This is a genomic window from Brevibacillus sp. HB1.2 (genome assembly GCF_013332495.1).
In the GTDB taxonomy this organism is placed as follows: Bacteria; Bacillota; Bacilli; order Brevibacillales; family Brevibacillaceae; genus Brevibacillus; species Brevibacillus porteri.
On the sequence record NZ_JABMIU010000005.1, the window covers coordinates 437,418 to 457,679 of the forward strand.

Annotated in this window: 14 protein-coding genes; 11 read left to right on the forward strand and 3 right to left on the reverse strand. The window is 48.1% G+C overall.

Going from position 1 to position 20,262, the window contains the following annotated elements:
• Positions 1-173: 173 nt before the first annotated feature.
• On the forward strand, positions 174-1,433 hold the full coding sequence (locus HPY28_RS15850; RefSeq protein ID WP_174225153.1) for an argininosuccinate synthase: 1,260 nt from the start codon (positions 174-176) through the stop codon (positions 1,431-1,433).
• Positions 1,430-2,875 (forward strand): argininosuccinate lyase, encoded by a 1,446-nt coding sequence (gene argH, locus HPY28_RS15855; protein ID WP_017252245.1) that lies wholly within the window; start codon positions 1,430-1,432, stop codon positions 2,873-2,875. The genes HPY28_RS15850 and argH overlap by 4 nt, the downstream gene beginning before the upstream one ends.
• Before the next feature lie 59 nt (positions 2,876-2,934).
• On the opposite strand, the gene HPY28_RS15860 is transcribed toward argH, so the two are convergent.
• Positions 2,935-3,846 carry an acetamidase/formamidase family protein gene (locus tag HPY28_RS15860; protein WP_174230906.1) on the reverse strand — a complete coding sequence of 304 codons (912 nt, stop codon included), beginning with the start codon at positions 3,844-3,846 and terminating at the stop codon, positions 2,935-2,937.
• Between the two features lie 139 nt (positions 3,847-3,985).
• Here HPY28_RS15860 and HPY28_RS15865 point away from each other — a divergent pair, with 139 nt between their 5' ends.
• On the forward strand, positions 3,986-5,086 hold the full coding sequence (locus HPY28_RS15865; RefSeq protein ID WP_174230907.1) for a GerAB/ArcD/ProY family transporter: 1,101 nt from the start codon (positions 3,986-3,988) through the stop codon (positions 5,084-5,086).
• A 56-nt stretch (positions 5,087-5,142) separates the two neighbouring features.
• On the opposite strand, the gene HPY28_RS15870 is transcribed toward HPY28_RS15865, so the two are convergent.
• Positions 5,143-6,300: an iron-containing alcohol dehydrogenase gene (locus tag HPY28_RS15870; protein WP_174230908.1), complete on the reverse strand. Its 1,158-nt coding sequence runs from the start codon at positions 6,298-6,300 to the stop codon at positions 5,143-5,145.
• 337 nt (positions 6,301-6,637) lie between these two features.
• Here HPY28_RS15870 and ftsE point away from each other — a divergent pair, with 337 nt between their 5' ends.
• The 6 genes from ftsE to HPY28_RS15900 all read left to right on the forward strand — a co-directional run bounded on the left by ftsE (position 6,638) and on the right by HPY28_RS15900 (position 14,209).
• Positions 6,638-7,324 carry a cell division ATP-binding protein FtsE gene (gene ftsE / locus HPY28_RS15875; protein WP_015893511.1) on the forward strand — a complete coding sequence of 229 codons (687 nt, stop codon included), beginning with the start codon at positions 6,638-6,640 and terminating at the stop codon, positions 7,322-7,324.
• Positions 7,314-8,210, forward strand: a complete 897-nt coding sequence (ftsX, locus tag HPY28_RS15880; protein WP_017252241.1) for a permease-like cell division protein FtsX — start codon at positions 7,314-7,316, stop codon at positions 8,208-8,210. The genes ftsE and ftsX overlap by 11 nt, the downstream gene beginning before the upstream one ends.
• Positions 8,211-8,237: 27 nt before the next feature.
• On the forward strand, positions 8,238-9,440 hold the full coding sequence (locus HPY28_RS15885; RefSeq protein WP_017252240.1) for a murein hydrolase activator EnvC family protein: 1,203 nt from the start codon (positions 8,238-8,240) through the stop codon (positions 9,438-9,440).
• A gap of 91 nt (positions 9,441-9,531) precedes the next feature.
• A complete protein-coding gene (locus HPY28_RS15890) occupies positions 9,532-11,001 on the forward strand; it encodes a S41 family peptidase (RefSeq protein WP_069850783.1) in 1,470 nt (489 codons plus the stop codon).
• Positions 11,002-11,016: 15 nt separating this feature from the next.
• Positions 11,017-12,378 carry a PDZ domain-containing protein gene (locus HPY28_RS15895; RefSeq protein WP_069850781.1) on the forward strand — a complete coding sequence of 454 codons (1,362 nt, stop codon included), beginning with the start codon at positions 11,017-11,019 and terminating at the stop codon, positions 12,376-12,378.
• Between the two features lie 130 nt (positions 12,379-12,508).
• Complete coding sequence (locus tag HPY28_RS15900) at positions 12,509-14,209, forward strand: hypothetical protein (protein WP_371813483.1); 1,701 nt, start codon at positions 12,509-12,511, stop codon at positions 14,207-14,209.
• A 64-nt stretch (positions 14,210-14,273) separates the two neighbouring features.
• Here HPY28_RS15900 and HPY28_RS15905 read toward each other — a convergent pair whose 3' ends face one another.
• Positions 14,274-15,206: a flagellar hook assembly protein FlgD gene (locus HPY28_RS15905; RefSeq protein WP_174230910.1), complete on the reverse strand. Its 933-nt coding sequence runs from the start codon at positions 15,204-15,206 to the stop codon at positions 14,274-14,276.
• 180 nt (positions 15,207-15,386) lie between these two features.
• On the opposite strand from HPY28_RS15905, the gene uvrB reads away from it, so the two are divergent.
• Entirely contained in the window at positions 15,387-17,363 is a 1,977-nt protein-coding gene (gene uvrB / locus HPY28_RS15910) for an excinuclease ABC subunit UvrB (RefSeq protein WP_017252235.1), read from the forward strand.
• Between the two features lie 15 nt (positions 17,364-17,378).
• Positions 17,379-20,246 carry an excinuclease ABC subunit UvrA gene (uvrA, locus tag HPY28_RS15915; protein WP_017252234.1) on the forward strand — a complete coding sequence of 956 codons (2,868 nt, stop codon included), beginning with the start codon at positions 17,379-17,381 and terminating at the stop codon, positions 20,244-20,246.
• The last annotated feature ends 16 nt before the right edge of the window (positions 20,247-20,262 follow it).

Below are 20,262 nucleotides of genomic sequence, written 5' to 3' on the forward strand. Positions count from 1 at the left end.
ATGAGTATGCATAAAAACAAGATACTCTTTATGCGAGAAATGTATAATTTCTTTGCATTCCTGTTTTTGTCTGCGAATTCACAAGAAATATACAATAAAAATAGTTGTATTTTTATTAGTTCGTTTGTATAATTACTCGCATGAGAGAAACTTCGAAACGGGGAGAGAGAATGATGGCAAAAGAAAAAATTGTGTTGGCCTATTCAGGCGGTTTAGATACATCGGTAGCAATTAAATGGCTGCAAGATACGTATAACTACGATGTCATTGCAGTTGCATTGGATGTGGGGGAAGGGAAAGACCTCGATTTCGTACAGAAAAAAGCATTGCAGGTAGGGGCATTGAAATCAATCGTAGTCGATGCAAAAGATGCATTCGCAGAAGAATTCGTATTGCCAGCTTTGAAGGCAAACGCCATGTACGAAGGGAAGTATCCGCTGGTGTCTGCACTGTCGCGTTACCTGATTTCGCGCGTGCTGGTTGAAATCGCGGAAAAAGAAGGCGCGGTAGCTGTCGCACACGGTTGCACAGGAAAAGGAAACGACCAGGTACGTTTCGATGTTTCCTTTACAGCGCTGAACCCGGATATCAAAATCGTGGCGCCGGTTCGGGAATGGGGCTGGACGCGTGACGAAGAGATTGAATATGCGAAAAAGAACAATATCCCGATCCCAATCGATCTGGACAATCCATACAGCATTGACCAAAACTTGTGGGGCAGAAGCTGCGAGTGCGGTGTTCTGGAAGATCCATGGGCTGCTCCTCCAGAAGGTGCATACGATCTGACGAAGTCAATCACGGATGCACCAGACGAGGCAGAAGAAATCGAAATCGCCTTCGTGCAAGGGAAGCCAACTGCATTGAACGGCGAAGAGCTCCCGCTGGCTGAGCTGATTCTCAAGCTGAACAAAATCGCTGGAAACCATGGTGTAGGTCGTATCGACCATGTGGAAAACCGTTTGGTGGGCATCAAATCTCGCGAAGTTTACGAGACACCGGCTGCAACTACTTTGATTTTGGCTCACCGTGAGCTGGAATTCTTGACGCAACCACGTGAGGTCGCCCAGTTCAAACCGATTGTCGAGCAAAAACTGGCGCAAGTGATTTACGAGGGTCTCTGGTTTTCGCCGATTCGCAATGCTGTCCAGGCATTCATTGAAGAAACGCAAAAACACGTAACGGGTGTCGTACGTGTGAAGCTGCACAAAGGCCATGCGATCATTGTAGGCCGCACCTCTGCATCGTCTCTCTACAGCCATGAGCTGGCGACTTACAATGCAGGTGACCAATTCGACCACAAAGCAGCACTCGGTTTTATCAAGCTGTGGGGTCTGCCAACAAAGGTATACGCACAGGTAAACGAGGGTGTACTGCACGAGAATAAAAACACGGCCATTAAGATTTTGGATGAAAAGGATGCGATCAAGCAATGAAACTCTGGGGAGGACGCTTCACGAAGCCGACGAATCAACTCGTAGAAGAGTATACTGCTTCTATTTCTTTCGACCAGAAAATGTGGCGACAGGACATCGTCGGAAGCCTGGCTCATGTTGCCATGTTGGGCAAGTGCGGCATCCTGCCGATGGAGGAAGTAAGACAGATCATCGCTGGCTTGAAAAAGGTAAAAGAGAAAATTGAGCGCGGGCAAGCTGAGTTTCTCGTTGCGCACGAAGATGTGCATATGAATATTGAAAAGATGCTGATTGAAGAGATCGGTCCGGTGGGGGGCAAACTCCACACCGGCCGCAGCCGCAATGATCAGGTTGCATTAGATATGCATCTGTACCTCAGAGAAAAGCTGATGGAGATTATCCAATTGGCGATGTATTTGCAAGAGGCATTGCTCGAGCAAGCGAGCCAGCATCTCGATACCGTCATGCCAGGCTATACACATTTGCAGCGTGCGCAACCAGTATTGTTTGGCTATCACCTGATGGCGTATGTGTCCATGCTGCAACGCGATATCGAACGGATGACCGAGACGTGGAAGCGTGTGAATGTGCTGCCGCTTGGAGCAGGTGCCCTCGCAGGTACGACATTCCCGATTGACCGCACGTTTGTAGCGGAATTGCTACAATTTGATGGTATCTATCAAAACAGCATGGATGCAGTGAGTGATCGTGATTTCATCGTCGAATTTTTGGCTGATGCTTCTTTGGTCATGACCCATCTCTCCCGTCTGTGCGAAGAACTCGTCATCTGGAGCAGTCAGGAATTCTCTTTTGTGGAGCTAGACGATGCATTTTGCACGGGGTCCAGTATCATGCCGCAAAAGAAAAATCCTGATGTAGCAGAGCTGGTTCGCGGAAAAACAGGGCGTGTTTACGGCAATCTATTTGGATTGTTGACCGTATTGAAAGGTTTGCCGCTGGCTTACAACAAGGACATGCAAGAAGATAAAGAAGGCATGTTCGATACGGTAACTACCATTCATGGTGCGCTAGCGTTGCTCACGCCGATGATTAAGACGATGCAAGTCAAAGCAGATCGCATGCGTCAAGCAGTTACCAACGATTTTTCCAATGCGACAGACTTGGCAGATTATTTGGTTCGCAAAGACATGCCGTTCCGTCAGGCGCATGAAGTCGTAGGGAGAACCGTCTTGTACTGCATCGAGCAGCAAAAGTATCTTCTCGATCTGACCTTGGAAGAATTCCAGAGCTTCTCAGAGGCTATTGGGGCAGATGTGTATGACGCTCTCGCTGTTGAGACAGTTGTCAATGCACGCAACGTGCTGGGTGGGACCGCTCGTAATCAGGTAGAAGTACAAATCGATTGGTACCGCAAGCAACTGGTAGAAACACATGCTTGGGTGAACAAAAACAGTCAAAAGGTCATGATTGAATCCCTGATCGATGTCGGTTCACCTGCATAAAAGCGTACTTGTAGGTAAAGCAAAAACCCCAGAGCTTTGGGGTTTTTTGCGTTCTATCCTTATCTACCGACTATTTTCGAATCAAAGCCTAATGCAGTTGCGTACGCAAGAGGCAACTCCATGCGGGCTGTCTTTAAAGGATCGACGACCTGACAGATACGCAAATCTCCCGCAGCGGAGAGCAAGAAGGTGGCTTCGGCTTTTTCTACTCCCAGCTCTTCGTGTAGAAATTGTACCATGTTGATTACCGCTCGATCCGCTGCCTTGTCCAGCTCTTTTTCCGACGCAATCGTGATCAGGTGCTCTTGGTTGACTGCCATCGGTAGCGGCCACTGTTTTCCTTTTATCACATCGAGCTTTACGGTTACTTCCCCAGCAATTTCCACGCCACATACAGCTACTTCACCGTCAGCCATTGCAGCATGAAGGTCACCCAGGGCAAATAATGCGCCGGGAACATTTACGGGTAAAAGCAATGTAGTACCTTCGCGCATTTGCTTGCAGTCCATGTTGCCGCCGTGATCGCCTGGCGTACCGCATGAAATGGCTTCTTTGGCAGGAGCTGTTCCAATTACGCCAATCATGGGATTGAGTGGAACCTGAAGCTTGTCTGACAATACAGCTTGTCCATCTTGTATCGGAATCATTTTGATTACATTTTTTTGTAGGTCGAATCCCATTACACCCAGTTCTGGTCCAGTAACCATTACGCCTTTATTTTTAATCTCAATTTTCTGAATATGAACAACCAAAATATCGCCTGGTTCTGTTCCTACTATATAAATAGGTCCTGAAGCGGGGTTGATCCGATTCCAATCAAGCTCTTGAAACACGGTGTCAGCTGATTGGATTTGGTCCTCGAAGCAATCGCAGGTTTCAACCGTTACGATACTGCCTGCTTCTACCTTCAAGACCGGCTGATTCTCAGGAGACATGGCATAAATCACGTCCTGCTTTTTTACTCTGTACATAGTTGCAGTCCTCCAGTCCATTTCGAAATTTACATATATTTCTTTATCATAGCATGAAATGCCTATGTGTTTAGCGCCGATTCATGGAGGAAATAATTGTACAAAGGAATCGAAGGCCTAAAGAGAGCAGGGAGCAATCATGCAAGAGAGCTACAAGATCAGTCCCCGTCAACTATTGATGCTCGTCACCCTTGTTACCATTGGGGACTCCGTTCTCGTCCTGCCTGGCATGACGGCTGCACTCGCGAAACAGGATGCGTGGATATCCGTCCTGATCGGGCTTGTGGTGGGACTGCTCAATATTGTCTTACTCATAGCTGTGGGGAAGCTTTATCGGAATCAAAGCTTTTTCACCTTTGTGGATCAAACCGTTGGGAGAGTATTAGGAACGATCATTACACTCTCGTTTATTAGCTATACGCTATTTTCAGCAGGGGCGCATGTGATGGAAATTGGCGACTTTGTTGGCACGCATCTATTAGTCTCGACTCCAAGATTCGCGATACAGCTGTTGTTTATCATTGTGATTATGTTTGGGGTGAGTTTGGGACTGCAAACAGTCGCAGAATCGGCAGAAATCTATTTTGTCTGGTTCTTTTTCTTTTTTGTTTTACTCATGATTACTCTGCTGCCACAGGCGGAAATATCGAGAATTTCACCTGTTTTTGAAAATGGGTGGAAGCCTATTTTGCAGGGATCTACAGCGGCAATTGCCTTTCCTTATTCAGAGCTGGTCATTTTTATGGCGGTTCTTCCGTTTGTCTCGCCCATCCAAAAAAGGATGAGATCGTTTTTCTTGGGGACATTGCTTGGGGGAATTGTGCTGTTCATCATCATGCTGATGTGCATCCTTGTTTTGGGGGCAGATCAGACTGCGCGGCATTTTTATCCGACCTATGTTCTCATCAAACAGCTCAAACTCGGGGATTTCATTCAGCGGCTAGAAGCGATTATCGCGGTGATCTGGTTTATCGCAGTGAGCGTCAAAATTACGCTGTATTGCCTGTTTTTTCATTTGGGAATCCGTCACGTTTTTCGAATCGACAACTTAAAGGTTCTAATCTTTCCGTACATCATTTTGCTCATGGTGATGTCCACGATTTTCTCACCCAATATGGTCGTCTTTGGCGACATCATTTCGAAGTACTGGCCATTCTATGATTTTACTTATAGCTTCGGTGTACCGTTGGTGCTGTTATGCGGATATCTTATTCGTAAAAAATGGCTGAATCAAAATTGACGATCAAAGTAACAAACGCCGTACTCCCATTTCTGGAAGGCGGCGTTTGTTTGTGTTTACAAAGACATGCGAAGAATCTGTGCCACATCGTCACTCGTCAACGTTTTAAACTGACCAATCGGGCCAAACGGAGTGGCTTTTTCGGCCATCAGTTGCAAGTGCTCGTCGGTGATGTCATAATCAGCCAAGCGGGTCGGGGCACCGATACGGGCAAAGAAAGCTTCTGTAGCGGCAATCCCTTCCAAGGCGATCTCATCATCTGTCTTGCCGGAAGGATCGACATTCCATACCTTTGTTGCGAAGCGCACGAAGCGAGCGACGTTATCACGGTACACATAGCGCATCCATTTCGGGAAGATGATCGCCAGACCGCCACCGTGCGGGATGTCGTAAACAGCACTGACAGCATGCTCAATGGAGTGAGTTGCCCAGTCTGTTGTGACGCCAACCGGGAGAGTGCCGTTCAATGCCATTGTTCCGCAGTACAGGATGTTGGCGCGAGCATCGTAGTCTTCCGGATTGGTGAGGACGCGTTCTGCATTTTCGATGACGGTTTTCATGATTGACTCAGCAAAACGTGTTTGCAGTGGAATTTCGGTTGTATGCGTGAAATACTGCTCGAATACATGGGACAAAATGTCGCTGATTCCGTAGATCGTTTGGTCGCGAGGTACGCTAAACGTATGCGCAGGATCCAGAATCGAAAACGCTGGAAACGTCGTGCCAGCTCCATGCTTTTCTTGTGTCTCCCAGTTGGTGACGACACTTCCCCGGTTCATTTCGGAACCAGTAGCAGCAAGTGTCAGTACGGTACCGAGGGGCAGAGCCTCTTGTGCGACCGCTTTACGCGTATAAAAATCCCAGACATCTCCCTCGTAAGGCACACCAATCGCGACTGCTTTGGCCGCGTCGATTACACTGCCTCCACCAACAGCGAGTATCCAATTAACGCCTTCTTGGCGGCATAGCTCAATTCCTTTGTTCACGGTACTCAGACGTGGATTTGGCTCCACTCCTGCCAATTCATGCACGCGGCAGCCCGCAGACTGGAGGAGAGAAATTACTTTGTCGTAGAGTCCAGTTCGTTTTAAACTGCCACCACCATATACCAAAAGAACAGTGGGACCTAGCTGTCTTGCTTTTTCCTCGAGCTGGGCCAATTGACCCCGTCCAAAAATCAGCTGAGTCGGGTTATGGTAAACAAAATTTTCCACGTTATATCCAGCTCCTTTTTACATGAATAACCTCTTGTCACACTCATTGTAGCCAACTGTTTTCCATGATGCTAGGCGGGAATGTGCAATCTTATTTTCTCCCTAATTCGTGACAGTTGTTAACAATCGAAGCTGTTTCGACAAGAAATGAGAGATTTAGTGGATACCATCCTTGAATCGTGGTGGTATAATGGATAAGATGGGAAATCCCGCTGTTTTTCAACAAGGTATGGCAGCGGTTGCTAGTGGGTAGAGGGGTTTTGTCGATTTTACCGTTAACAAAAAATCAGGATCAAGATACATAAAGAAGGATCTGACGAAGTAGGATGTGATTTGCTTGATCGAAATGTTCGATGTGTGGAAAACATACCCGAATGGTACGAATGCTTTGAAAGGTATCAACATTCGAATCGAAAAGGGTGAATTTGTGTACGTAGTAGGCCCCAGTGGAGCGGGTAAATCTACGTTTATCAAATTGATGTACCGTGAAGAGAAGCCGACGAAAGGACAAATCTTTTTGGGTGGCTTCAATGTCAGCAGAATTAAAGAGCGTCAAATTCCATTAGTCCGCCGCAGTATCGGTGTTGTATTCCAAGACTTCAAGCTGCTGCCGACATTGACTGTTTTCGAAAACGTCGCATTTGCGATGGAAGTAATCGAGAGTAATCCCAAACAAATCAAGCCGCGTGTGATGGATGTTTTGGGACTGGTAAAGCTCAAGCATAAAGCAAAAATGTTGCCGAGCGAGTTGTCCGGTGGTGAGCAGCAACGTGTTGCTTTAGCGCGTGCACTGGTGAATAGTCCGGGAATTATTATCGCGGACGAACCAACGGGGAACTTGGACCCAGAGACCTCATGGGAAATCATGAAGCTGTTTGAAGAAATCAATCAGCGAGGAACGACTGTCGTCATGGCGACACACAACAGGGAAATTGTAAACACCATGAGAAAACGGGTGGTTGCGATCGAAGCAGGCCAAATCGCCCGTGATGAGCAGAGAGGGGAATACGGTTATGAAGATTAGGACGCTGGGGCGCCATGTCCGTGAAGGGGTCAAAAACCTCGGGCGGAACGGCTGGATGTCGTTCGCTTCTATTAGTGCCGTGACCATTACCCTCTTTATTTTGGGAGTTTTTCTTGTGTTGGCGATGAACGTCAATTACTTTGCACAATCCGTCGAAAAACAAGTGGAAATTCGCGTTTTCATGGACTTGCTGGCGACAAAAGAAAACATCACGCAGGTTGAGAACAACATCAAGAAACTTCCGCAAGTGGAATCCGTTTCATTTATACCGAAAGACGAGGGTCTGAAGCAGTTTAAAGAGAGCCTTGGTGAAAAAGCATACTTATTTGAAGGCTTGGAGGAGAGCAATCCTCTGCCGGATGCGTTTACCGTAAAAACGAAGCAACCACAAGACACTGCTGCTGTTGCCGCTCAAATTAAAAATCTCCAGTATGTCAAAAGCCTAACCTATGGGGAAGGCACTGTGGATAAGCTGTTTTCCTTGACAGGAGCAGTTCGTAATGTCGGGATTGCCTTTATTATTGGACTTGGCTTTACAGCGATGTTCTTGATTGCCAACACGATTAAGCTGACGATTGTGGCACGTCGCAGAGAGATTGAAATCATGAAGTTGGTTGGGGCCACGAACTGGTTTATCCGTTGGCCATTCTTTGTGGAAGGGCTGTTGATGGGTGTGGCAGGGGCATTGATTCCTACCATTATGTTAATGGTTGGATATTACTACCTTCTGGATGCCATTCACTCCAGCTTTGAAGCTTCCCAACTGTTTAAACTGTTGCCGCTATTCCCGCTCGTGTATCAAGTGGCGCTGGCTTTGCTAGCGATTGGCGCATTCATCGGGATATGGGGAAGTTTGGTGTCCGTACGTCGCTTCTTGCGAGTTTAATAATTTGAAGAGCGTGGGAGGAGTATCATGAGAAAGAGAATCCTGCTAGCACTCGTAATCACTGGGCTTGTGGTCGGTACTGTGCTCCCGACAAATGTGAGCTTGGCAGCGCCTAGTAAGGCTTCTTTGGACAAGATTAATCGAGAGCTAAAAGACATCCAAAAGAAGAAGAAAAGCCAGCAGCAGCAATTGAAGAAGACCGAAGAACAGATCAATGTCGTGCAAAAAGAGAAAAAAGGCTTGGAGACGCAATTGATGCAAATTGATTTGCGTCGCAACGATACACAGAAAAAGCTGGACAAGCTTGAGCAGCAAATGGATGATACCAAGGAAAAAGCAGCAAATGCTCAGGATCAGTTGGATGAAGCAAAAGACCGCGTAGCCAAAAGGGATGCCTTACTCAGAACGCGTGTGACTTCCATGTATGAACGCGGTACGATCTCTTATTTGGATGTACTTCTCGGTTCCTCTGACTTTGGGGACTTTTTGACGCGTATGCAGGCCTTGCAGCTTATTTTGGAGCAGGACACGCGTATTTTAGAGGATAACATTCGCGATAAGGAAACCATCGAGACCAAAAAGAAAGAAATTGATCATCAACTGACTGTGTACGCTGGGATGTTTGATGAGGCTGAGGATCTCAAAGTCGAATTGGACAAGCAGTACAAGCAAAGTCTAGTGGTCAAGGCAGCACTGGATAAGAAAGAATCTGCTCTGGAAGTGGATTTGGAGCAATATGGTCAGGAGCTTTTGGCTATAACCAAACAGGAATCAGCCAAATACGCGGAACGAGTACGTGCGATGAGCGCCTCTAGTACAGGCTACAAGGGTGGAAAGTTTGCCTTGCCAGTCGCAAGTGGACAATTCCGCTTCACTTCGGGCTTCGGAATGCGGAGTGATCCGTTTACAGGCCGCTCAGCTGGGCATAATGGTTTAGATATGGCAGCACGGAAAGGAACGCCAATTATGGCAGCGGCTGACGGAGTCGTTCTCTTTGCAGGATACAATGGCGGCTACGGGAATACAGTAATGATCAAGCATAATGCGGAATATACCACTTTGTACGGTCATATTCGTGAGGGTGGGATCAAGGTTTCTGTTGGGCAATCCGTATCGAGAGGTCAAAAGATCGCAGAGGTAGGATCAACAGGTCGCTCAACCGGGAATCACGTGCACTTTACCGTCTATAAAAATGACGTAGCAGTCAACCCAATGCCGTATTTGAAGTAGACCTCGTGCGACCAGACAAATATTGTTAACGGAACATGCATAAACTAGCAGCATATCTTTTTCCGGTAGCACAAAGGATGGTGACGTAACAGTGAGATGGAAAGGACGTACCGTAATCGCGCTTGTACTCATCTCGATGGTAGCCAGCAGTTTTATTACGATGGCGATCATGAAGACATCGGCTAGCGCCAGTTCAAGTCAAGGTGGGGCTTTAACAGCATCCAGCATGGCGCTGTTTTCTGGGAGCGGAGATTATCCGAAAGAGTTCCAGAAGTTGTACGAGGCGTTTTCCACGATCAAGAAAGATTACATCCAAAATGTCACCAATGAGCAATTAGTAGAAGGTGCAATTGGCGGAATGGTCGGGTCGCTCGAAGATCCGTACAGTGATTACATGGACCCTCGTTCTGCTGAGGAGTTCACATCTACCCTACACTCGACTTTCCAAGGGATCGGGACAGAAGTAACGATGCAAAATGGTCGGGTAACGGTTGTTTCGCCATTCAAAAACTCTCCAGCGGAGCGTGCAGGGCTGCGACCAAACGACCAAATTTTGAGTGTAAATGATGAATCTCTTGAAGGATTGGACCTGCATCAGGCAGTGACGAAGATTCGCGGGCCTAAAGGGACAAAGGCGGTTCTCAAAGTAGTGAGAGCCGGAGTGCCAGAGCCTCTTACCATCGTGTGTGTGCGGGATGATATTCCGATTGAGACGGTAAACAGTCAGATACTCGAGAAGAACGGTGTTAAAGTAGGCGTAATCAACATTACCCAATTCTCTACAGACACAGCAAAGCACTTCAAAGAACAGCTGGCTGCTCTCGAGCAGAAGGGGATTGGCGGTTTGGTAATTGACGTTCGAGGCAATCCGGGCGGGTATTTGCTGGCTGTGAAAGAAATCGGAGAAATCCTCGTACCGAATAAAGGCAAGATCGTGCAAATCGAGTATGGAAATGGCGGACAGCAAAAAGAAGAATATTTCTCGACAACAGAAGCTGCTAAGTCTTATCCAATCTCGGTACTGATTAATGGCGGAAGCGCCAGTGCTTCGGAGATTCTGGCAGGTGCCATGCGGGATAGCGGCAACTACAAGCTGGTCGGTGAGAAGACCTTTGGTAAGGGAACCGTTCAGAGTACAATGGAAATGAACGACAAGAGCCAATTGAAGCTGACGATTGCCAAGTGGGTCACGCCGAAGGGCGAATGGGTCCATAAAAAAGGCATTACGCCAGATTTTGCAGTCAAGCAACCTGACTATTTCAACGCAACTCTGTTGCCAGCAGATAAAGTATTGCAGCGCGACATGGCTGGTACTGACGTGAAAAACCTGCAGCTCATCCTGAAAGGCTTGAATCTGTCCCCAGGACGCGAAGATGGCTATTTTGATGAAAAGACAGAGGAAGCAATCAAGCAGTTCCAAACCTCCAGCAAGCTTGAGGTAACTGGTAAAGTAGACGCGAAGACACGCTCTTCGCTGGAAGAAAGTCTCCGTAAAACGATGACGAAGCCAGAAAATGACCTGCAATTGCAAAAAGCTCTGGATGTAGTTACGGGCAAGTAATGAATAATCAAGAAAATGGAAGCAGGTAATTCCCTGCTTTCCGTAGAAATGATAACCACGGCAAATCAAATGCCGTGGTTTTTCTTTCTTTTAGTTGAGGTGAGGCAATTGGCGATACAGGCAGATATGCTTACCATTGCATATGGCTTTGCCGCATTTTTTATCAATCCTGTTTTCTATCTCTTTCTGGTTTTTATTTATTTGCATTATCGCAGACAGATGAACCTGGAAAGACAGCTTTTTTCTGCACGCATTCAGTCACCCTTGCTCTCGACGATACGGGCAGTAGGGATGGGCTTGGTGGGAGGCTTGCTTATTTCTCTTCTTAGCGCAGGACTCGGCGTGGTCGTGCAAGCACAGGATTTGTGGATACTATGGGGATTGGCGCTCATCTTGGCGCTGATTCGTTTACGGTTTCTCTGTTTCGCATATGCTGCAGGGATTTTGGCGATTTTACACGCGATCACACAGGTCATTCCACCGGTTACGGATGTTCCTGGATTGAGCTATGTCTGGGAAATGATACGTCAGGCGAAACCTTTGCCGTTGCTTGCGTTAGTTGCGGTCATGCATCTGATTGAAGCGATGCTCGTACGCTGGAATGGTGGGCGGGACGCTTCTCCGCTTTTCGTGGAAGGGCAGCGTGGTCGGATCGTCGGTGCCTATTTGCTTCATTCTTTTTGGCTGACGCCAGCCGTGCTGTTCGTACAGCTGGAGCCAGGTGCTATCAGTGGTGCATTGTATCCGGGGTGGCCGTTCTTTTCGCCGGAAGCCGCTTCATTCGGACTGATGCTTTTGCCGACGGTGACCGGGTTCTCCGATATGACGCAAACGATGACACCTTATAGAAAAGCAACGCAGGTTGCGAAAAATTTGACACTGTATGCGATTGGTTTGTTGGGGTTATGTGCTCTGGCTGTATGGTTTTATCCGTTGATCTTGCTGGCCGCGATCTTCGCACTATTCGGTCATGAGGCGTTGTTTTTCTGGAGTCAGTATCAAGAAAGAAAGCGTTCGCCTTATTTCATCCAGTCTTCACGTGGTGTAAAAGTAATGGGTGTCATTCCAGGGACGAGAGCAGAGGAAATCGGCATCACGCCCGGTGAAATTATCGTGAAAGTAAATGGCATTTCGGTGCGGGAAAAAGAAGATTTGTATCCAGCACTACAAGCCAATCCTGCCTTTTGCAAAATGGAAGTACTCACGCGTGAAGGCGAGCTGAAGTTCGTACAGTGTGCAGTCTATGCGGGTAATCATCACCAGCTGGGGATCATTGTGGTTCCGGATGCAAATACCCGTGCATTTGTTGATTTGAAACGCGCCAGTGTAGTTGAGCTGATCAAGCAAAAGCTGGAGAAGCTGAATGTAGGAGCATAAGGATAGTTGGGGAGAAGGTATGCAGTCAAAAATGCATACCTTCTTTTTTTCTTGAAAAGCTTGTCCATTCGGAAACTTACTGGTGGCAGTTGCGTCTCAATGTAGGAGGAAAAAAGAGGGAGTGGGTTCGGTGTTCAAAGTGAAAAGAACAGTCTCGTGGTTTTTGTCGGGTACATTAGCTGCAGCCACAATTTTTGCCTCCCCCTTATCAGGAGTAGGCGCAACGAGTCCTGTGACCGTAGCGCAGGCTCAATCGGTTGTGGCTGTCCCGATGCACGTGACAAAAGGTGTCCAAAAGCTAGTCAAGCTTTTACCGGAGCTGTCTTCACGCTATGTCGTTTACGGTGGCGATGTGGATGGACCTGGTGTTAGCGGGGTGGTGGTCACGTTTGCACAGTCTGCTGCTGAGGCCGAATCGTCCATGGATGATGCGATTTTCGACGGACAGACAGGGGAGTTGCTCAGACTGAAACTTACTCCGAAAATAGCAACAAAGCCTGCCTACCCGACTGAGCAGCAGGCCAAAACACGTGCGCTGGCTTTTGTCGCTGGTTTGCAGGGAACAGGTACAGGTAACGCCTATCAAGCGAGAGAGGTATATAAAAATAAGGACCTGTTGACGGTTCGACTGGTGCGAGTCCTGAATAATGTTGTACTCGATGACGATTATGATTGTCTCGTCAGTTTTGATGCATCGGGAAGAATTGTTTGGTTTTCCACTTTTGATGGCAGGCTATACGAAAAAGTAAGTCCCGCTTCACTCCCATCTCCACAGCGCGTCATCTCTTCCGAACAAGCTGTACGAAAATGGCAAGAAAGCCGTCCATTGGAACTTGTTTATTTATTGCCCATTCATAAGCAAAGCGATCAGGTAGAAGCAAAGCTTGCTTATGTCCTGAAAAATGGAATTATAACGCAGCGACATACAGGTAGTGCATTAGATGCCTTTAGTGGCAAACGATTAGTAACAAAGAATACCCGAGGGACAACCAATCCGCCTCAGACCATCAATGTGACAGGAACAGGTGAGAAGTGGGTAGCGCAAACAGAGTCGCAAGCGCGTGATTTGTTACGCATGTTGTTTCGAATCGAAACAGAAAAGCTGCCGCTATCCATCTACGAGGCGAGTTACGATGATGGTCCAGCCCTTCGTTATTTCATATGGGGAAATTTTGGTGAGGGGGTTCCCGATGCAGACAAGATATCACGAATGGCTACCTTTCCCGAGGGAAGCAGTAACGGAGAGCAGCATCATCTTCTCGTGACGGATGCAAAGACTGGTGGACTGCTTGAATTTTCTACGAGGGTGAACAATCCGCAATGGTCTAATGTGAAAACGGATAAGAAGCGAGATCGAATAGAAGCGGATAAGCTTTTGAAAAGACTGACTCCGTCTGGAAGCAATCAAATCCAAATAACGGAGGATGGAAATAAAAGGTACACCTCGATCGTAGCTGATCCTCTCGTGAACGGCATTCCGGTTTATGGGATCAATCAGAGTGTGGAGGACGGGATGTATACGATTCGGATCGATTCATGGACGGGTGCATGGGAACAGGTAAGCATAAACAAACCGGCCAGTGTCAAATACCCGGCCCATTCCCAAGCACTTAAAGAACAAGTGGCCATGACCCGTTTACTGCAAACCTTTCCACTTGAGCTGACCTACATCCACCAGTCGGATTACGAGAAAGACACGATTACATGGAAGCTCGGCTATGACCTTTCGTTTCGTCAGACTCGCTCGCATTGCTTCTGTGGGGGAGAATTTAAAGTAGATGATACATTTTATGTGGATGCGATAACCGGAAAAGTGATCGTAAACGAATAGGACCCTGTATAAGAAAAAGCCGCCTTCTTCGATTTCGAAGAGTTGCGGCTTTTTGTATACGATTCTAGGCAGTTGCTTCGAATCCCGTGATTTGGTTGAGAGCGACTTTCTTATCATCCTTGAGGACGAATTCGACTACTCCGTTTTTCATGCTGACAGCTTTGACCACGCCTGTAAGAGGCGTATTGGTAGTGGTACCGTCCGGATTCGTCTGAGACTGATTGTACGTGATGTTGTAGCCGATCATTTGCGCATAGGCAAGGGAGTTGCCCATTGTTCTGTTTTCAGGTTTCACCGTCATGCCTACGATTTCTTCGGCTTTTACGGTTGATCCATTATCCAGTTGGAATTGTGCGGTACCGTTTTTGGTGGTAAAGCCAGTGATGACGCCATTCAAGATTTCATCAACCTTGGAAACGTCGTGTGTGGTATCTGGATTGCCATCCCGGTCGACTTCCTTGGTTACTTTATAGGAAATCTCTCGACCGATCATTTCCATGTACTTCACGCTGTTGTCGAGCGTATTGCCGGCCAGACCTTGCGATTCCAATCCGGAGACGTCTGCCAGCGGAATCGGTGTCGATTCGCCTGCGATACGGAAGTAGATTTTGCCTTGATCCATGTATACGGCATCAAGTACGCCTTCTTTCTTCTCCGTCTTAGTTTCTCCCGTCATCTCGTCTTTTGTAGTAAGGGAGTACGAAGCAGTACGACCTACCAGCTTTTCATACTTCTCCAAAGTGACCATGCTGTTGTTCGATTGCTCCATCAGCGTGGTCATTTTTGTGATTTTTTCTACCATGGTCAGCATACTTGTTTGCTGGATGAACTGAGAGTTGTCCATTGGGGACATAGGGTCTTGATGTTTTAACTGCTCGAGCATGAGCTTCATAAAGGCATTTTGGTCGAGCTCGGTGGTGAATTCTTTTTTGCCTTTATAGCTCAAATGAGGTTGTATATATGGGTTATTTTTAACGGTTGTTCCGGTATCTGACATGTCAATCCTCCCTGAAGGTGGCGAGTCTATCTGTGCATGTTTGCACTTCCTTCATCTTATATCGGAAAAATTGGAGGAAAGATGAAGACAAACGTTTGTTCGAATTTTGGGCTTAAACTAGCCGGAATTGTGTTATAATGGAAGTAGAAACAGTCATGCTATGAGGAGATGAACGAGGGAATGGAGCGTTTTGAATTGGTATCGGAGTTTCAACCGTCCGGTGACCAGCCGACCGCCATTGCCGAGCTGGTGGCAGGGTTGCAAGCTGGCAAGCGACACCAGACATTGCTGGGGGCAACGGGAACGGGAAAGACTTTTACGGCTGCCCAGGTAATTGCTCAGGTGAACAGGCCAACACTCGTGATGGCACACAACAAAACTCTTGCCGCTCAGCTTTGTGCAGAGTTTAAGGAGTTTTTCCCGAACAACGCGGTGGAATACTTCGTCAGCTACTACGATTACTATCAACCCGAAGCATACATTCCCCAATCGGATACGTTTATTGAAAAAGACTCGAGCATTAACGACGAGATCGACAAGCTCCGTCACTCGGCTACCAGTGCGTTGTTTGAACGCCGAGATGTCATCATTGTTGCCTCCGTCTCCTGCATTTACGGATTGGGTTCGCCTGAAGAGTATCGGGAGTTGCTCTTGTCTTTACGTGTTGGCATGGAAACAGGACGGGACGAGATTTTGCATCGTCTGGTCGATATCCAGTACACACGCAACGACATCAACTTCACGCGCGGTACGTTCCGTGTGCGGGGTGACGTCGTGGAGATTTTCCCTGCCTCAGAGAGTGAGCAGGCGATTCGCGTTGAGTTTTTTGGAGATGAAATAGAGCGGATTACTTCGATTGACGTACTGACCGGCGAGATTTTGGGACAGCGTGATCACATTGCCATCTTCCCTAAATCTCACTATGTGACGCGCGAGGAGAAAATGAAGCTGGCTGTCCAAAGCATCGAGGCCGAGCTGGAAGAAAGACTGAAAGAATTCCGTGACGCGGGAAAGCTCTTGGAAGCACAGCGACTGGAGCAACGTACACGGTATGATATTGAGATGATGATGGAGATGGGCTTTTGCTCCGGTATTGAAAACTACTCGCGCCATCTGACAGGACTGCCTGCCGGGCATGCTCCGTATACCTTGTTGGATTACTTCCCTGAAGATTTTATCGTCATGATGGATGAGTCGCATATGACCTTGCCGCAGGTTCGGGGGATGTATAACGGTGACCGCGCACGGAAGGATGTACTGGTCGATCACGGATTCCGTCTGCCTTCTGCACGCGATAACCGCCCACTCAAGTTCGAGGAGTTTGAAGGAAAGCTGAAACAAGCGATTTACATTTCAGCTACGCCGGGTCCTTATGAGCTGGAGCACAGCCCAGAAATGGTGCAGCAGGTGATTCGTCCGACAGGCTTGATTGACCCAACGGTTACGGTACGTCCGATCAAGGGACAGATTGACGATTTGATTGGCGAAATCCAAGCCACGATTGCGAAAAATGAGCGGATTCTCGTCACGACTCTGACGAAGAAAATGTCTGAGGATTTGACGGACTATCTGAAAGAAATCGGAATCAAGGTCCGCTATCTTCACTCGGATATTAAAACGATTGAGCGGATGCAGATATTACGTTCATTGCGCTTGGGTGAGTTTGACGTGCTAGTCGGAATCAACCTCTTGCGGGAAGGCTTGGACTTGCCGGAAGTATCGCTTGTGGCGATTTTGGATGCAGACAAGGAAGGCTTCCTGCGCAATGAGCGTTCGCTGATTCAGACGATTGGTCGGGCTGCGCGGAACTCAGAGGGACGCGTTATCATGTACGCGGACAAAATGACAGATTCGATGACCTCTGCGATTCGAGAGACAGAACGTCGTCGCTCCATTCAGATGGCTTACAATGAAGAGCACGGCATCACGCCGCAAACCGTGAAAAAGTCCGTCCGCGAAGTGATCGAGGCGACCAAGGTTGCGGAGGAAAAAGCAGATTACTTGCCACATGCAGACTTTAAGAAAATGCCGAAGAAGGATCGCGTGGCTGTTATAGAACGTATGGAAGAAGAAATGAAGGAAGCGGCACGCAACCTCATGTTCGAGCGTGCGGCCGAATTGCGTGATTTGATTCTTGAGCTGAAGGCGGAACTCTAAGGAGAGGTTTTTTTCATGCCATTAGAACATATTGTCGTAAAGGGTGCACGTGCCCACAATCTGAAAAATATTGATGTAGTCATTCCGAGGGACAAATTCGTCGTTCTGACGGGTTTGTCTGGCTCGGGTAAGTCCTCGCTTGCTTTTGACACGATTTACGCAGAGGGACAACGTCGCTATGTCGAGTCTCTGTCGGCATACGCCCGTCAATTTCTCGGGCAGATGGACAAGCCGGACGTGGATTCGATTGAGGGACTTTCCCCTGCGATCTCGATTGACCAGAAAACAACGAGCCGTAACCCTCGCTCCACGGTAGGTACGGTTACGGAAATCTACGACTATTTGCGCCTTTTGTATGCGCGTGTTGGGAGAGCGGTTTGCCCGGAGCATGGCATCGAGATCCAATCTCAGACCATTGAACAAATGGTCGATCGACTATTGGAGTATCCTGAGCGCACGAAAATGCAGATTCTCGCGCCGATGGTACAAGGACGCAAGGGAGAGCACGTCAAGCTGCTCGAGGACATCCGCAAGCAAGGTTTCGTCCGTGTGCGGGTCAATGGTGAAATTACCGATCTGTCTGAAGACATCAAGCTGGAAAAGAACAAGAAGCATAACATTGAGGTTGTCGTTGACCGGATCGTCGTGAAGCCGGATGTACAGGCGCGTCTCGCAGACTCCTTGGAAACGGCACTTCGTTTAGCAGATGGCAAGGTCATCGTCGATGTAATGGAGCAAGAAGAGCTGCTGTTCAGTGAAAAGCATGCTTGCGCGATATGTGGATTCTCCATCGGGGAGCTGGAGCCGCGGATTTTCTCCTTTAACAGCCCGTTTGGTGCTTGTTCGGAGTGTGATGGACTGGGTGTCAAGTTGGAGGTTGACCCAGATATGGTCGTTCCCGATGCGACGAAGACGCTCGATGATGGGGCGATTGGCGCATGGGAGCCGAAGACTTCTACTTACTATCAACAATTGTTGGAATCAGCTTGCCGCCACTTTAACATTCGGATGGATGTGCCATACGAGGAGCTTACGGCAGCGCACCGACAAATCTTGATGTACGGCAGTGAAGGCGAAAAAATTCACTTCCGCTATGAGAACGAGTTCGGGCAAGTGCGTGAGGCGGTCGTACCGTTCGAGGGTGTCGTCATTAATCTGCAACGACGTCATCTGGAGACGAGCTCAGATTACATCCGTGAACAAATCGAAGGCTTCATGAGCCAAAAGGCGTGTCCTGTCTGCAAAGGCCAACGTTTGCGTCAGGAGAGCTTGGCGGTAAAGGTCGGGGAGCGCAGCATTTCCGAGCTGACTACGCTGTCGATTCTCGATGCGCATCAGTTTGTCGGTGGACTGGAACTGACAGAGCGGGAAACGAAGATCGCGAACCTGATCGTAAAAGAAATTAAGGCGCGACTGAACTTCTTGATTGATGTCGGACTGGATTACTTGACGCTGAGCCGTGCGGCGGGAACATTGTCCGGGGGAGAAGCGCAGCGGATTCGACTGGCTACGCAGATCGGCTCTAGTCTGATGGGCGTTCTCTACATTTTGGATGAGCCGAGTATCGGACTACATCAGCGGGATAACGCGCGTCTGATCAAGACGCTGGAGCATATGACCAAGCTGGGGAATACATTGATCGTCGTCGAGCATGACGAAGATACGATGATGGCTTGCGATTATATTATTGATATTGGACCGGGCGCCGGCATACATGGCGGTCAAATTGTCGCGGCAGGAACACCGGATGAAGTCATGAAGGACCCTAACTCCTTGACTGGTGCCTATTTGAGTGGGCGCAAATTCATCCCTGTTCCGATGGAGCGTCGCAAGCCTTCGGACAAATGGATCAAGATTGAGGGTGCGAAGGAAAACAACCTGAAAAACGTCACTGCGAAGCTTCCTTTAGGCGTTTTTGTTGCCGTAACAGGTGTATCTGGTTCAGGAAAAAGTACATTGATCAATGAAATTTTGCAAAAGACACTGGCTCGCGATTTGAATAAGGCAAAGGTGAAGCCAGGGGAGCATCGACGCATCCTGGGACTGGAGCATCTGGATAAGGTGATCGACATCGACCAATCTCCAATTGGACGTACACCGCGTTCCAATCCGGCGACATATACAGGTGTCTTTGATGATATTCGCGACCTGTTTGCTTCCACCAACGAAGCCAAAGTGCGCGGCTATAAAAAAGGTCGCTTCAGCTTTAACGTCAAGGGTGGCCGTTGTGAAGCGTGCAGTGGTGATGGGATCATTAAAATCGAGATGCACTTTTTGCCGGATGTGTATGTGCCTTGCGAAGTTTGCCATGGCAAACGCTACAATCGCGAGACGCTCGATGTAAAATACAAAGGCAAGAACATTGCAGATGTGCTGGAAATGACCATTGAGGATGGCGTAGAGTTTTTCCGCAACCTGCCAAAGATTGAGCGCAAACTACAGACGATTGTAGATGTAGGGCTAGGATACGTAAAGCTTGGGCAGCCTGCTACGACGCTCTCTGGCGGGGAAGCGCAACGCGTCAAGCTCGCTTCTGAACTGTATCGCCGCAGTACAGGACGTACGCTTTACATCCTGGATGAACCGACAACGGGTCTGCATACAGATGACATTGATCGTTTGCTGAAGGTATTGCAACGATTGGTTGAAAACGGTGAGACGGTTCTTGTCATCGAGCACAATCTCGACGTGATCAAAACGGTTGACTACATCGTGGATTTAGGACCAGAGGGCGGTACTCGCGGTGGAGAGATTATCGGAACGGGCACACCTGAAGAAGTGGCCAAACTAGAAGGCTCTTATACGGGTATCTATTTGAAGCCGATTTTGGAACGAGATAGAGAACGGACGAATGCCAAGCTAGAGCAATTCGTTTCGAAGTAATCAAGAGATAGCCTCC